The organism is Sulfidibacter corallicola, from assembly GCF_017498545.1.
GTDB classification, from domain to species: domain Bacteria; phylum Acidobacteriota; class Holophagae; order Acanthopleuribacterales; family Acanthopleuribacteraceae; genus Sulfidibacter; species Sulfidibacter corallicola.
The window spans coordinates 6,870,390-6,884,789 of the sequence record NZ_CP071793.1; the positions used below are offsets into that span (position 1 = coordinate 6,870,390).

At 58.8% G+C, this 14,400-nt stretch carries 10 protein-coding genes; all 10 read right to left on the bottom strand.

Annotated features, from left to right (window positions below; genetic code table 11):
* Positions 1 to 7: 7 nt before the first annotated feature.
* Entirely contained in the window at positions 8 to 1,054 is a 1,047-nt protein-coding gene (locus J3U87_RS21335) for a hypothetical protein (RefSeq protein ID WP_237377804.1), read from the bottom strand.
* 192 nt (positions 1,055 to 1,246) lie between these two features.
* Entirely contained in the window at positions 1,247 to 2,185 is a 939-nt protein-coding gene (locus tag J3U87_RS21340) for a hypothetical protein (RefSeq protein ID WP_237377805.1), read from the bottom strand.
* A gap of 1,116 nt (positions 2,186 to 3,301) precedes the next feature.
* Positions 3,302 to 4,225, bottom strand: a complete 924-nt coding sequence (locus J3U87_RS21345) for a hypothetical protein (protein ID WP_237377806.1) — start codon at positions 4,223 to 4,225, stop codon at positions 3,302 to 3,304.
* Between the two features lie 289 nt (positions 4,226 to 4,514).
* A complete protein-coding gene (locus tag J3U87_RS21350) occupies positions 4,515 to 4,940 on the bottom strand; it encodes a PaaI family thioesterase (protein WP_237377807.1) in 426 nt (141 codons plus the stop codon).
* Between the two features lie 82 nt (positions 4,941 to 5,022).
* Complete coding sequence (locus J3U87_RS21355) at positions 5,023 to 6,429, bottom strand: hypothetical protein (RefSeq protein WP_237377808.1); 1,407 nt, start codon at positions 6,427 to 6,429, stop codon at positions 5,023 to 5,025.
* Between the two features lie 90 nt (positions 6,430 to 6,519).
* A complete protein-coding gene (locus tag J3U87_RS21360; RefSeq protein ID WP_237377809.1) occupies positions 6,520 to 8,253 on the bottom strand; it encodes an alanine/glycine:cation symporter family protein in 1,734 nt (577 codons plus the stop codon).
* Positions 8,254 to 9,548: 1,295 nt separating this feature from the next.
* A complete protein-coding gene (locus J3U87_RS21365; RefSeq protein WP_237377810.1) occupies positions 9,549 to 10,406 on the bottom strand; it encodes a sigma-70 family RNA polymerase sigma factor in 858 nt (285 codons plus the stop codon).
* The gene (locus J3U87_RS21370; protein WP_272932391.1) at positions 10,403 to 10,828 is read right to left on the bottom strand and encodes a heat shock protein transcriptional repressor HspR; all 426 of its coding nucleotides are present in this window, start codon (positions 10,826 to 10,828) and stop codon (positions 10,403 to 10,405) included. The genes J3U87_RS21365 and J3U87_RS21370 overlap by 4 nt, the downstream gene beginning before the upstream one ends.
* A gap of 88 nt (positions 10,829 to 10,916) precedes the next feature.
* Positions 10,917 to 12,068: a molecular chaperone DnaJ gene (dnaJ, locus tag J3U87_RS21375; protein WP_237377811.1), complete on the bottom strand. Its 1,152-nt coding sequence runs from the start codon at positions 12,066 to 12,068 to the stop codon at positions 10,917 to 10,919.
* 288 nt (positions 12,069 to 12,356) lie between these two features.
* Positions 12,357 to 14,258, bottom strand: coding sequence for a molecular chaperone DnaK (dnaK, locus tag J3U87_RS21380; RefSeq protein WP_272932392.1), 1,902 nt, complete (start codon positions 14,256 to 14,258; stop codon positions 12,357 to 12,359).
* Positions 14,259 to 14,400: the final 142 nt, after the last annotated feature.

Consider the following 14,400-nt stretch of genomic DNA (forward strand, 5'->3'; position numbering starts at 1 on the left):
CGCGGTCCTAATTGCCCGGACCGGCCGAGCCGGCATTGTGCAACTTGAGGCCCGCCGGGTTGCCGTCGATGTCCCAGGTCAAGCCGAAGTCGTTGACGAACATCACGGTCCACATCGGTCGCGAGGGCCAGGTCATTTCGTGGACGGTACCACAGGGATCGCTGCCGACGGCGTCGTCCGGGTGGTTCGACTCCGTGGCCGATTCCTCGATGACCTCGTAGTCCAACAGGTACTGGTGGCTCAGGATCGAGTCGGGATCGCTGGGATCGGGTGCCGTGGCACCGAGAAAATTGGTGCCGACCCACAGGAAGTCGCGGCCGCAGTGTTCCTGCCACAGGCCCAGGTAGCGACCGTCGGGTAGTTGCTCCAGATCCATCAGGCGTGCCCCTTCGTAGTGCTTTTGGTGGTACAGGGCGTGGAAATGGTTCCAGTCCGAAGCCAGGATGTAATCCGATTCCTCCGCGGCGAATTCCCACAACCCGGTGTACTGCACCACGCCGCCTTGGCCACTGTTCGTCTCCAGGTCGACGAGATGTTTGCCGCGACTCTCCATCGTTCGATTCAGGGCGTAGAGCTGGGAATAGCTGAGCCCGGTCTCGAAGTGGCGGTGGCGGTGGTCTTTGGTCCACACGGCCGAAAAGCGTTTGCCGCCGTTGGGGTCCAGGGTGATCTCGACATCGCTCAGCGTCAGGCCCTCGCCGCGCATTCTGCTGATCAGGGTCTGGAACTCGCCCAATGGGGTGCCGACCGTGATGCGCTGGGTGGCGGTTCCCCGCGTGAACACCGCCGAGAAATGATGGTTGCCGTCGGTGACTTCCAGGTCGGCGACTTGGTAACCGTCGCGCCAATATTGGTCGACGGTGTAACGAAAAAGAGCCCATTCCACTTGGAGGATGGGCTGAATCGCTTCGTTGGGTTCGTCCTGATCCAGGTAGACACCTACTTCGTATTCGATGGACTGCGGTTTGATCGGTGCGGCGAAAAGGGCGCCGGAAAGGGCGATCGCCAAGTAGAACCATACGGTACGTGCGTGGTGGAAGAGGCCGATAATCATACTGTCTCCTTACCTCGAGGTCGTTCGGAACCGGCTTTATACGAGCGGCTCCGGGTCTTGAACGGATACGGGTGACTTATCCTCTCACTTTTTTTCGCTTATCGAAAAATCCATGAGCGGCCTCGAAGGCAAATTGGCGTTTGGTGATCTGGAAAATGAAAAAAGGGCGGAGTGGTGCTCCGCCCGATTCGATCAGTTTTCCCAGCCGACGTAGATGTCCCATTCGTCCTGGTTCGCCACGGCGTTCAGAACGGCCACCTGCCAGTCGTAGTTGGAGCCGGACCAGTACCAGTAGTAGGCCCTCACGCTGCCGTCATTGGGGTAGTAGGTGGAGAAGGCGTTGTTCCAGCCGTTGTTGTTGCTGTCGCGGTAGAGGAAGGTCAAATAGGCCTCGGCTTCGCCGCTGGCGGAGGTGCAGAACCAGTTGTGGCTGCCGGTGGAGCGGCCACACACGTGGGAGGTCCAGCGATCCGCGTTGTCGCGGCGGTGTTGGTAGCGCTTGCGGGAGGCGAAGGAGCAGCAAACGCCGTTGCCGACCGCGCAGTAGTTTTGCCACAGGGGACCGACGCTCTTCTGGTTCAGGTCGTAGCGATCATGGGGGTAGAGGTGATCGGGGATCCAGTTGTTGAACCAGTTGTTGCTGCAGGCGATGTTGGCCTTCTCGACTTCCATCGCGTCCAGGCGGCCGTCGGCGAACGCCAAGCCGAACTCGGTGACGGCCAGTTCGTCCAGCGCCCAACCGCGGTTCTCCTGTTTCGCGGCTTCCACGGGGTAGATTTCGGCCAGGTCGCGCGGGACGGGGCGCTCTTCGCGGGTGAAGGCCAGGAACAGTTCGTGCGGGGTCGCTTCTTCGAGCTGGAACCCGGAAACGAAGGGGATGTCGCCTTCGGGGACGACTTCGGCGACGCCGACCGTGCGCTGACCGTCCGTCGAGGGCAGGGCCACGAAAATGAGTTGGTGCCCGGTCTCGAATTCGACGATGTCCAGGGTTTCACCGCTCATGGGGGCTTTGAGGTCATGGAGGTGGTCTTCTTCCTCCGAGAAGGTCATCGCGTCCTGGGCGGTCAGGGCGGTGGCGCCGAGCAGGACGAGTACGAGCAACATAGAATACAGTCTGGCTGTAGATCGCATGAGGATCTCCTTTATGTCGAATAGGGTCGGCGTGGTCGCATCGGGCTGTTCCCGCATCCGGACGCGAAAGGGCGCCCGGGATGCGGGAACGATCGTGTCGGTTGCCCGAAGCACGCTGCCGTTTACATGGCCCCCAACGAATGCCGTGTGCGGATCCTCTCAATCTTTTTTTGAAACGGTGGCCGCGGTTTTTTTACCAATGAGTCGCCGCCCAGGCCGGGGGCCCGGGTTTCAGGTGGGTAACTAATCGAAGCGAATCGTTTGGGAGTTCCCGCATTTGTGAGAGGGGCGTCGTTGCAGTAAGTTGGCCCGCCGGGCCGACATTTTTCGACGAACTCCCCGCGCCTCCGCCTTTTTAGGTTTTTATCTTTATCTTCGAGCTTTACAGAGTTTGTTAAATAAGAGCCACGAACAAACGGGGCGGACGCCCAGCTTGATTTCGAGAAAGAAACAACGCGAAGCGAGCCGATCCGAGGAGCTCGTGTGCTCGTAAGTGACGCAAAGACTGTAGGTTGAGCAGCTTGCTCAACCAATCGAAGCGACTTGGCAGAAATATTTTGCGCCATCGAGAGATCGAAGGCCCGACTTATCTGCTTCGCTCTTTTACGAGTCGGTTTTTCGAAGCCTTGATCGCTTCGAAGTGTCGGCCGGGCCGGCCAACCTACTGCCGCGCCGACTCTTAAAGCATGCGGGAACTCCTCGCGTGGATCACTTCGGCGAGGGCTTACCGCCCGCTGAACCTACCGGGCACGACGAATCTCTCGACTTTAGGGCACTCCAGATGGATTCGTTTCAAGAGAGTCCACGGAGAATCCACGGATGGTTTGAACATTCGTGTAAATCTGTGTGATTCGTGGACAGGTCTCTTGGCCAAAGAGGAGCCGGAGAGGAGTGGTTTCTCGGAACAGGACACGTGTGTCCACGGATCACTCGAATAGACACGAATGAAAGCCTTTCCACGAAATGGCCCCGGCAGTACCGCCTGTGACCTCGGTGGTAAAAGCCCGAAGTCATCGTCGATTGGGATCGAGAACGATCTCCTTCACCCAAACAAAAAAAGGCGATCGCGGGGTGACCGCAATCGCCTTTTCGAGAAGGGGAATGATGACGTCGTGATCAGTGCCAGTCGAACAGGACGGCTTCCTCGCCGTGGCGCTCGATCAGGCCTTCGACGTGTTCGATCATGCGCTCGCGGCGTTTGTGGAAGGTCGCCAACTGCATCGGGTTCAGGTGCGATCGCAGCGCCTGCGTCAAGGCCTTCTTGGACGTCGTGCTCAGGGCCTGCCAAAACTTGCGCTCGACTCGCTGGAGCTCCGCCAACCCGGGCGTTCCCGAATCGACCTTGAAGCTGCGCGAGTGGTCGATGTACCAAACGTACCACTGGGCGTCGTAGAGGTAGTTGCCTTCGTGGCGGTCGAAGTTGTAGATCAGGATGTCGAAGGCCCGCATATGCTGCTCGTGTTTCTCACGGTCGAAAAACTCGGGGAAGGGGATGTCGTCCTTGAGGCGCTTCTGCTCGGTGATCGAGTGCTCCACCCACAGTTGGAGCGATCCGTCGCGACCGCGGTAACCGCGGATGACCGCCGGCGGCACGTGGCCCACCTCGAGGAGGCGCGACACCTCGTAGGCCGCCACTTCCAAGCGGAAGCTGTCCTGGTAGAAGCGGTGCAGTTCACCTTTTAGTTTGAGCCGGTTCTTGGTGCTGTGAACGTGGCGGAAAATGCCGCGCAGGTTGGTGCCCTCGCGTTGCAGGTCCAGGCGCAGCGGTTTGGTGATGCCGCCACTCAATACCTTTTCTCCGGTGACCTGGGCCTTCTTCAAGTAGGCCAATAGCGCTTCCTCGCTCCGAAAGGTCAAGGAATGACCTTGGCGATCGGTGAGGCGAGGCGGCTTCGCGCCGTATGTCGTGGTCGATGTTTCGGCCGCCATCGCATCTGCCGGCGTGGTGGCGTTGGGACGTTCGACGTTTTTGGCCGCATGGAGCGAGCCTGGGAAAGAAATCAACATCAGAGCCAGAAAAAGCGTGCGCACAACCATCATGAATCGTTCTCCCGGTTCAAAAACCCGTCCTGGGGTGGACATTCGTGCGTGAATTCCTGTTCCGTTCCGGCGGCCCGTTGTGGGTCCGCTCGGGTGACCGTACCGATCGTGGGCGACTCGGGACCCGGCGAAAGTGCCGCGATGCGACAGGGCCCGATCGACCGACAGCATCATGCCACAAAGCACTGAGGGTTTCTATGGGGAAACTGTGAAAAAACCTATTTTTATTATGAGAATAATGTTTGAAGTATAATTTTAGTATGGAATGTTACAGTTTTGTAATCGAGTGTCAAACTTTGTCCATACAGGCGTAGGTCACCGTGTGATGGCTGAACAGCCGACCCGAGGTGCTCATACACTCGGCCGTTCCGTAAATGAGTTTCTTGCCCGATTTGAGGATCTGCGCTTTGCAGATCACCGGCTCGCGAACCGCCGGACGCAGGAAGGCGTTGTTCAGCTCCGAGGTGACGGCCATCGTTTCCATGCCGATTTCGCTCATGACCGCGAACCAGAAGGCGGCGTCGGCGGCGGTCATCAAGACCGGGCCGGAAACCACGCCGCCAGGGCGATCGAAGCGCGGGTTGTAGGGGATTTCGATGGTCGCACCGCCGCGTACCAGCTCGAGGACTTTCAAATCGTAGCCCTGCATGAAGGGTTCGCGCGCAATCAGGGTTTCGAGGTTGGCCAGGGTGACGGCCGGGGCAGGTGAAGTCATGACGGTTCCTGGGGTTCCGCCGGGGTATCGACCCGAGTCGATGTCCCGAGCGGTGATGTGTGCCGGCCGGGAGGCCTCGGAATCAGAACTTGATCTGGACGGTGCGTTCGACGATGGTTTCGCCGGTCGTGGCCTTGTCGGTGGCGATGATGCGCAACTGGTGTTTGCCGGCCTTTTCGAAATTCACCACCGCTCGGAACAGGCCTTCGCCCATCATGACCGCGGCCACACCGTTGACGTTGACCCCGACATTGTCGCTGGTCTTGCCCGAAATGATCGCCATCCCACCGATAATTTCCACCTTGAGGTCGCGCACTTTCGGTCCTGGCACGTTCGCCTTGGGCCGGCCCGAGTCGGCAATGTCGCCGGTTCGGGAGGATTGGCGAGTCACGCTCAGCATGCGAACGCGCGAAAAGGGGCCCGGCACGTTGTCTTCGCCGAGACCGCGAACGCGCCAGTAATATTTTCCGGTGGGCAGCTCGATTTCGGCACCGCCGCTGCGCACGCCGATTTCATCGGCCTTGCGCGTAAAAAATTGGGGGTGTTCGCTGACCTGGAGTTGAAATTCCGGAATGAACACTTCCGTGTGCCAGCGAAACGAGATGGTGGCCTTCCCGGTCGTCCCGGTGGCGACCGATTCGTTGTTGTTGGGTGAATCCAAGCCGGGTGCCACCGGAATCGGCACCTGGTTGCGACGTCCGTCCACCCACTTCATGGCCTGGTACTTGACCAGGGTTCCGTTTTCGTCGCCTTCGGTCCAGGCCGCGGTACCCTTGTGAAGCGAGAAGTACATTTTTCGTGAAACCGGGATGATGTTCAGCTCGGCACTGCTCACTGCGTTTAGGGTGGCGCGGAACTGGCCCAGCCGCAGGACCACGTTCTGGTCCGTGCCCTTGCTGATGTAGAGCTCGCCCTTGACCAGCTCCAGGTCGTAGTTCTGGCCCGACGTGCTGTACTGGTGCACGATCACCTCCGAGGAGGCTTGCACGAAGATCTTCAACGAGCTGTTGGGGTTCAGTTCGATGCCCGAGCGAATGCCGGTCTCGATCCCGCGCAGCTTGGAGAGGTCCACGTGCGGCGTGATGCGCTCGAAGGCGCCGTCGCCCAAGCGGACCTTGACACTACCGAAATCCTTGAAGTCCACCAGCGTCCGGCTGTTGGAGTTTGCGCGCTGGAAACGATCCAGCTCGCGTTCGATCGTCAGCAGCGCCTCGTGGGCTCGGGTGAATTCGTCCTGAATGATGAGGTCCTGAACCTTGCGCAACTTGGAGCGGGAGTTTTCCACCAGGTCGAGCGCTTCCTGATCGGTGGCCGAAGCTTGGGTCTCGATAAGGACCAACTTTTCGCTGATCATGTTGATCTTTTCCGAGACCTGTTCCTTGGAGACCGTGCTGCCGCCGCATCCGACGAAGCAGAGCAGACTGAGGACCAAGATCGCGGCGCGTGGAAGATCCGTACTCAACCGTCTCTGATTGCCAAGGTAGCTCATAAATTCCCCCGCTTTGGGTGGCCGGAGTTCGCCGTGGGTGCGGGGCCCGCGAGGGGCCCTGCATACGGCGAAGCTCCCTGCCGATTCGTTTTAGGACTCCTTCTTTTCCACATACCGCGTCCAGGGCTTGCGCTCGAAGTAGGATGCGGTCGTGCGCCAGACCACTCCGGAAAGGAGGATGAGCGCCAGAAGGTTCGGGATGGTTACCAGGCTGAGGGCCACGTCGCCGAAATTCCAGATGACGTTGAGCGAGGTGACCGCGCCGATGAAGTGGAACACGATGAAGACGAGTTTGTAGGGCACGATGGCCGCCGGTCCGAAGACGTAGTTGGCGCAGCGATCGCCGTAGTAGCTCCAGGAGATCGCCGTCGAAATGGCGAACAGCACCACGCAGAGCAGGACGATCCACTCGCCGATCCTGCCGAGGTTCTTGCTGAAGGCTTTGGCGGTCAGGGGTGCCGAGGTTTCCACCGCCATGCCGTAGAGCGTCGTCCACTCGGCGCCGTTGGCGGCGACGGCCTTACCTTCGGCGGCGTGGATGACGCCCTCGAAGGTCTGGGTGTGGGCTTCGTCCACGAAAAAGCGATCGACGGTGACATCGTGCCAGGCGAACCGGGTGTCGCCATTTTGGTAATGCGGCTCGCCGGCGACCACGCGAATCAATGCCGGCGCATCGCCCGTGGTCAGGTTACCGCCTGCATCCTGGCTGGTATTGCCGTCGTCGGAGTACACCAGGTAGCTGATATCGCTCGAGGTGAGCGGCATTTCGGTGGGATGCTTGGCGTTCCATACGCCGGTGGAGACGAGAACCAGGCCGGTGATGGTACAGATCAGAATGGTGTCGATGAAGGGTTCCAACAGAGCCACGACGCCCTCGGAAACCGGTTCGTCGGTTTTGGCGGCGGCGTGGGCGATCGGGGCCGAACCCTGGCCGGCCTCGTTGGAGAACAGACCGCGCTTGACACCCCACATCAAGGTACTCAAAAAGACGCCGACCCCGGTTCCGGCCACGCCGGCGGTGGGGTTGAAGGCTTCTTTGACGATGGTGCCGAAGGCGGGGATGACCTCGCTGAAGTTCATGGCCAGGATGATCAGGGCGCCCGCGATGTAGAGCAGCGCCATCATGGGTGCCAGGATCGAGGTGACGCGGCCGATGCGCTTGATGCCGCCGAAAATGATGATGCCCACCAGGGTCGCGGTGATCGCGCCCGTGATGAAGGGGCTCAGGCCGAAATTGCTTTCCACCTGGTCGGCGAGGGTGTTGGCCTGAATGGCGTTGCCGGTGAGGAAGGAGGTCAGCATCAGACCCATGGCGAAAAAGATGGCCAGGGGTTTCCAGAGGACCGCCATGCTGGGGTAGACCTCTTTCAAGCCCTTTTCGATGTAGTACATCGGGCCACCGGCCACCACGCCCTGGTTGCTGGACACGTTTTCTTCGATATTGCGATACTTCAGTGCCAGCGTGACTTCCGAATATTTGACCGCCATGCCGAAAAAGGCGGTCATCCACATCCAAAACAGGGCGCCCGGACCACCCCAGTGAATGGCCACCGCCACACCGGCGATATTGCCCACCCCGACCGTTGCCGAGAGCGCCGTCGTCAGCGCCTGAAAGTGGGAGACATCACCGGGTTCGTTGGGATCGTCGAATTTGCCGCTGGTGACCTCGATGCCGTGCTTGAGGCGTTTGAGCTGAATGAAACCCAGCCGCAACGTGAGAAACAGTCCGGTGCCCAAGAGGGCGACAATCAAAAATGTGGGGGGAACAATATAATTGTTGACAATGTCGGTAATGGTCGTAATGACCTGGGTGATGAATTCCATTTACAAACCTTTTACGGGCGGATTTTGAAAAGACGGATCCAGTGGACCTCCGGCGGGGCACAAATGGGATAGATGGATCGACGTCGCGAGGAGAGCGGATGGGCCCGATCTCTTCGCTTGGATACAACCCAAGCGGGTTAGAGTTGAGTTTATGCAGTCGTGGCCATCTTAGGGTAACTCTGGAAACCCTGTCAAGATTGGTGCTCTCAGTGGCTTGGCTTGTGTGACGGGGATTTCGGGGCCGGTGACTGCCTGAAATCGGGTGGGAACCGGGTTTTGGGGAGCCGTTCGCGGCGGGGGTTGAAGGTCGGAGGGAATTTTCACCACGGAGTGCGCGGAGTTCACGGAGACAGGAACCGAAACGATGACTTCCTGGTTTTCGGTTCCTGTGGAAGCGGTTCGGAGGTCCATCGTGTGTCGGAAAATGTGAGGCCCGAGATCGGAAAGCCTCGGAGAATCGAGGCTTTGGCGGTGGTGGGTAGGCGAGATGTTGGGGATCACCTTGGTTGACGTTTCCATAAGGTTCTTGGAATGAGTGGACTGTGTGGATGAGCCGTGCATGTGAGGTGAGTTTTTCGTGGCTTTTGAATTTCATGGCTTTCTGATTTGCTCGTGGGGAGGCGAGACCTCAGCCGATCTGGGGGGCATGTTGATCGTGTGGGGTTCCTGTCGTAGCGGCCTGGGGTTGATGCGACAAAAAAATCTGGAATGCAGGAAGAAAGGAACCCTGGAAGGACAACGCACCCACAGATGCAGTGCACATTCATTGAACAAAAAGGAAATCATCGCGCCCAAAGATACTATGTGAATTTTTTTGAACTGAAAGAAAAATATTTGGTTTGGGATGTAAATTTTTTAAATGAAACGTTTTGTATGTTGTCTGAGGTGCTCGGGACAGGCGTTCGCAGGAAACTGCCCGGCTCGATATGGGGTGCATTTCCTGGCTTCCTGATCTGCTCGTGGGGAGCCTAGACTTCAGCCGATCTGGGGGGCATGTTGATCGTGCGAGGTTCCTGTCGTAGTGGCCTGGGGTTGATGCGACAAAAAAATCTGGAATGCAGGAAGAAAGGAACCCTGGAAGGACAACCCACCCAAAGGCACGATGGAAGTTTGTTGAAAAAAAAATTCGATGGTTGGGTTGTAGGTATAAATAATTAAAAATAAGTGGTTTGGGTGTGTAGGGCGGAGGGGGTAGACCGGTGTTCGCAGGAACCCACCCGGCGCGATGCCGGACGCTTTTCCTGGTTTCCTGGTGTGGTTGCGGCGGAGGTGAGATCGCTCGGGTAAAAGACCGATCAGGTCAGGTAGCCGCGCAGTTCCTGAATCGCCGAATTCTTGCGGAGCTTTTTCAACGCTACCGCCTCGATCTGGCGAATGCGCTCGCGCGACAGGCTCAACATCTGGCCGATTTCCTTCAGCGTCATCGGCTCCTTGCCCTCCAGCCCGAATCGCAGCCGGATGACCAGGGCTTCCTTCTGGTCCAGGTCCTTGAGGATTTCGCGGACCTGGTGCTCGAACGCTTCCTGGAGCAGGTGCTCGTCCGCCGAGAGCTCCGTGTCTTGGCTGAGCTTGTCCAACAGTTGGAAATCGCTGCTGTCGTCGAGACTCTCGCTCAGCGAAATGTTGTCGCCACTCACCTGGAGCAGTTGCTCCACCTCGGCGACCGTGATTTCGAGGGCTTCGGCCAACTCCTCGACGGTGGGGGTGCGCTCCAGCTTCTGGGTGAGCTGGTTGTACTTCTTGCCGAGCTGGTACATCAGGTTGGCTTGCTTCTGGGGCAGGCGGAAGGCGCCGCTGTGCTTGGCGAGCGCGTGGATGATCGCCTGGCGGATCCACCAAACCGCGTAGGTGATGAACTTGACGTTCTTGCCGGGGTCGAAACGCTTGGCGGCCTCGATCAGGCCGATGTTGCCCTCGTTCATGAGATCCAGGAAGGAAAGTCCCAAACCACGGTACTTTTTACAGATGCTGACGACGAAACGGAGGTTGGACTCGACCATGATCTTGAGAGCTTCCTGGTCGCCGGCCTGGATCCGCGCACCCAACACCTTCTCCTGATCCGGAGTCAATTGCGGGATTTTCGAAATTTCCTGAAGGTACCAGTTCAGATTCTCCGTCGATAAGTGAGAATCCTCCGACATATCCGCGCTCATGGCCCCTCCTTCGGGGAATCCTCGACCATGTCATCCAGCCGGATGATTTTTGTTTTGGGGGAGACCCGAACCAGCGAGTTCTTGTACTTGGTTTCCCCGTCCTCCAGGGTGTCGATCATCACTTGACGAAATGCGCGCAGCAGCTCGTTGACATCCAACTGCATTTTCTCCATCTGTTCGCGCATCTTCAGGACCAGGTCGACACCGGCCAGGTTGACCCCCAAATCGCGCGTGAGATTGAGAATCTGCTCCAGGCGTTCTACATCGGTTTGCGAGTAGAGGCGGGTATTACCCTCGGTTCGCGACGGGCACAGCAGGCCCTCGCGCTCGTACATGCGTAGGGTTTGGGGATGAATCCCATAGGTCTTGGCTACGACACTGATCGAGTAATAGCCCGGTTGTTGTTTCTTTCTTCCTCTCATTTAGGAAAACCTGCGCTCCCGTTGAACTTGATTCCTAAATGCACAGTTGCATTTCGCCTGGCTTAACCATAACACGGTTGGCTTCAGCTCAGTTCCCCACGTGTAGATTTTCCCGAGGGTTCTCCGGGTTGAGCGTTTCGAATTCGCGCAGCAGCTCCTTCGAACGCTCGTCGCGCAAGCGCGGCACGTGGATCCGCACCTCGACGAACTGGTCGCCCACTTGAGATCCACGCAAGGCCGGAATGCCCTTGCCGCGAATCCGGAATTTCTGCCCGTTCTGGGTACCGGGTGGAATTTTGATGGTCGCACTTCCGTCGATCGTGGGCACTTCCACCTTGGCGCCCAGCGTGGCTTCGACGAAACTGATGGGAATCGAACAGTAGAGATTTTCGCCCTTGCGCTCGAAAAAATCGTGATCCTCGACCTTGGTGATGATGTACAGATCGCCCTCGGGACCACCGTGGATACCGGCCTCGCCCTTGTGGGGGACGCGCACCCGGGTTCCGTTGCTGACGCCCGGGGGGATGTTGACCTTGATCTTCTCGGAGAAGGGCCGGGTTCCCGAAGCGTGGCAGGCGCCGCAGGGTTGGCTGTCGAAATGGCCGCGGCCTTCGCAGGCCCGGCAAGGCGTCTCGAACACCATGTTGCCTTGGCGGATCTTCTGCTTGCCGCTGCCGCCGCAGGTGGAACAGGTGGTTTGGCTGGACGTCTTGATGCGGCACTGACCTTTGCATTTGGGGCAGACTTGGGAGCGGTCGATCTTGAAGTTCATGGTCATGCCCTTGATGGCTTCCATGAAGGTCAAGGTTACCGAGTGCTGGATGTCCTGGCCACGTTGGGGCGCGCGGCTCTTGCCGGTGCGGTTGCGGCTGCTGCGGAACATGTCCGAGAAAATGTCGCTGAAATCCTTGGCGTTGGATCCGGCGCCGCCGCCCGAAAAATCGAAGCCCTGGAAGTCGAAGTCGCCGAAACCGCCCCACTGTTTGCCGTAGGGTCCGGAGCCGCCTGGGCCGCCGTGGGGCGGGGTGGCTGTCCCGTATAGATCGTAATTCTTGCGTTTTTCGGGATCACTGAGGACGTCGTAAGCCTCGGAAATCGATTTGAACATGGTTTCCGCGTCTTTGTTGCCCGCATTGAAATCCGGATGATATTTGCGAGCCAGGCGGCGGTACGCCTTTTTGATGTCGGCACCGGAAGCATCCCGTTTGACACCCAAAACTTTGTAGAAATCCTCGGCCATATTTCACCTAAACGTTTCCTCTGCCGAACCTTGTGGGTGCGGTGCAGGCGGATGGGGATGGGAAATGGTGCGATCTCCATCATACCCAAATTAGCGTGTTTGGAAAAGGTAAGGCTTTTGTCCGCGCCGGATGGGGGACCGGGCTGATTGGACGATCGGCAACGGTTCCGGTGGGCCGGGTCCGCGGCGAATCGGCGGGGGTTCCAGTCAAAAAAAGGGAGGCCGTCGGGCCTCCCTTTTTTGGAAACGGATTCACCAGGTCATTCCCGAGGGATGGCCGCTCGAGAATCAGTCGACGACTTCGGCATCGATGACGCCGTCGTCGTTGGGGCCCTGGCCGCCGGGGTTGCCCTTGGGCTGGTCACCCTGCGGACCGCCTTCCTGGCCGGCTCCCTGGTCCTTGTAGAGTTTTTCGCTCCAAGCCGAGACGGCCTTCAGCAGCGTCTCGTAGGCGGCTTCCAACTCTTCCTGGTTTTCGGACTTGACCTTGGTCTTGGCGTCCTCGACCGCTTTGGTCAGGGTTTCGCGGTCGTTGTCGTCCACTTTGTCCTTGTTTTCTTCCATGTTCTTTTCGGTCTGCCAGACCAGCGAGTCGAGCTTGTTGCGCGCTTCGGCCAGGCTCTTGCGCTTCTGGTCGGCGTCCGCGTTGGTCTCGGCTTCCTTGACCATGCGATCGATCTCGTCTTCGGTCAGGCCGCTGGAAGAGGTGATGCGGATGTCCTGTTTCTTGCCGGTGCCCTGGTCCTTGGCGGTCACGTGCAGGATCCCGTTGGCGTCGATGTCGAACGTCACTTCGATCTTGGGAACGCCGCGCGGTGCGGGCGGAATGCCCACCAGGCTGAAGGTGCCCAGGATCTTGTTGTCGCGAGCGATGGGGCGCTCACCCTGGAAGACCACGATTTCCACCTGGGTCTGGTTGTCCTCGGCGGTCGAGAAGACTTCGGATTTCTTGGTGGGAATGGTGGTGTTGCGCTCGATCAGGACCGTGGCCACGCCGCCCATGGTCTCGATGCCGAGGCTCAGCGGGGTGACGTCGAGCAGGAGCAGGTCCTTCACGTCGCCGGCCAGAACGCCGCCCTGGATGGCCGCACCGATGGCGACGACCTCGTCGGGGTTCACGCCCTTGTGGGGCTCCTTGCCGAAGAAGTTGGTGACTTGCTCGACGACCTTGGGAATCCGGGTCGAACCACCGACCAGGACCACTTCGTCGATGTCTTTGTTCTGCAGGCCCGCGTCCTTGAGGGCGTTTTTGCAGGGCACGAACAGGCGCTGGATCAGGTTGTCGATCAGCGACTCGAATTTGGCGCGGGTCAAGGACAGGTTCATGTGCTTGGGCCCGGAGGCGTCGGCCGTGATGAAGGGCAGGTTGATCTCGGTGTTCTGCGTGCTGGAAAGCTCGATCTTGGCTTTTTCGGCGGCTTCCTTCAGACGCTGCAGGGCCATTTTGTCGCCACTGAGGTCGATGCCCTGGTCTTTCTTGAACTCTTCCAGAATCCATTGGATCAGGAGTTCGTCGATGTTGTCGCCGCCCAGGTGCACGTCGCCGTTGGTCGATTTGACCTCGACGACCCCTTCGCCCACTTCGAGGATCGAAATGTCGAAGGTACCGCCGCCGAAGTCGAACACGGCGATGGTTTCGTCGGACTTCTTGTCGAGGCCGTAGGCCAGGGCGGCCGCGGTCGGCTCGTTGATGATGCGCTTGACTTCGAGGCCCGCGATCTTGCCGGCGTCCTTGGTGGCTTGGCGCTCGGCGTCGTTGAAATAGGCCGGTACGGTGATGACGGCATCGGTGATGGTCTCGCCCAGGTAACTCTCGGCGGCCTGCTTCAGTTTCTGCAGGACCATGGCGGAGATCTCGGGGGGCGACATGTCCTTTTCGGAAGTGCGGATGCGGACGTCGCTGTTGGGTCCGGAGATGACTTCGTAGGGTACCCGATCGGCTTCTTTCAACATTTCGTTGTACTTCTTACCCATGAAGCGCTTAGCCGAGTAAATGGTGTTGTCGGCGTTGGTAATGGCCTGGCGCTTGGCGACTTGGCCAACCAGGCGTTCACCGGCCTTGGTGAAGCCGACCACCGAGGGCGTGGTCCGCTGCCCTTCGGCGTTGGTAATGATTTTAGGGTCTTTTCCTTCCATGACGGCAACGACCGAGTTGGTGGTACCAAGATCGATTCCGATGATCTTACCCATGGATTTCCTCCTTGCGAATAGCACGACTCAAATTGACGATTGCCATTATGTGACGTGAGTCAGTTAGTGTCAACTTTTTTTTATAAGAGCGATGTCAAGTTTTTGTGAGCGGATCCGTTGCGCTTTTCCCGAAATCCCCTCC

Bases quoted from the DNA above. Each gene is read 5' to 3' on its own strand.
- J3U87_RS21335 (WP_237377804.1), bottom strand. From the start codon at position 1,054: ATGATTATCGGCCTCTTCCACCACGCACGTACCGTATGGTTCTACTTG.
- J3U87_RS21340 (WP_237377805.1), bottom strand. From the start codon at position 2,185: ATGCGATCTACAGCCAGACTGTATTCTATGTTGCTCGTACTCGTCCTG.
- J3U87_RS21345 (WP_237377806.1), bottom strand. From the start codon at position 4,225: ATGATGGTTGTGCGCACGCTTTTTCTGGCTCTGATGTTGATTTCTTTC.
- J3U87_RS21350 (WP_237377807.1), bottom strand. From the start codon at position 4,940: ATGACTTCACCTGCCCCGGCCGTCACCCTGGCCAACCTCGAAACCCTG.
- J3U87_RS21355 (WP_237377808.1), bottom strand. From the start codon at position 6,429: ATGAGCTACCTTGGCAATCAGAGACGGTTGAGTACGGATCTTCCACGC.
- J3U87_RS21360 (WP_237377809.1), bottom strand. From the start codon at position 8,253: ATGGAATTCATCACCCAGGTCATTACGACCATTACCGACATTGTCAAC.
- J3U87_RS21365 (WP_237377810.1), bottom strand. From the start codon at position 10,406: ATGAGCGCGGATATGTCGGAGGATTCTCACTTATCGACGGAGAATCTG.
- J3U87_RS21370 (WP_272932391.1), bottom strand. From the start codon at position 10,828: ATGAGAGGAAGAAAGAAACAACAACCGGGCTATTACTCGATCAGTGTC.
- dnaJ (WP_237377811.1), bottom strand. From the start codon at position 12,068: ATGGCCGAGGATTTCTACAAAGTTTTGGGTGTCAAACGGGATGCTTCC.
- dnaK (WP_272932392.1), bottom strand. From the start codon at position 14,258: ATGGGTAAGATCATCGGAATCGATCTTGGTACCACCAACTCGGTCGTT.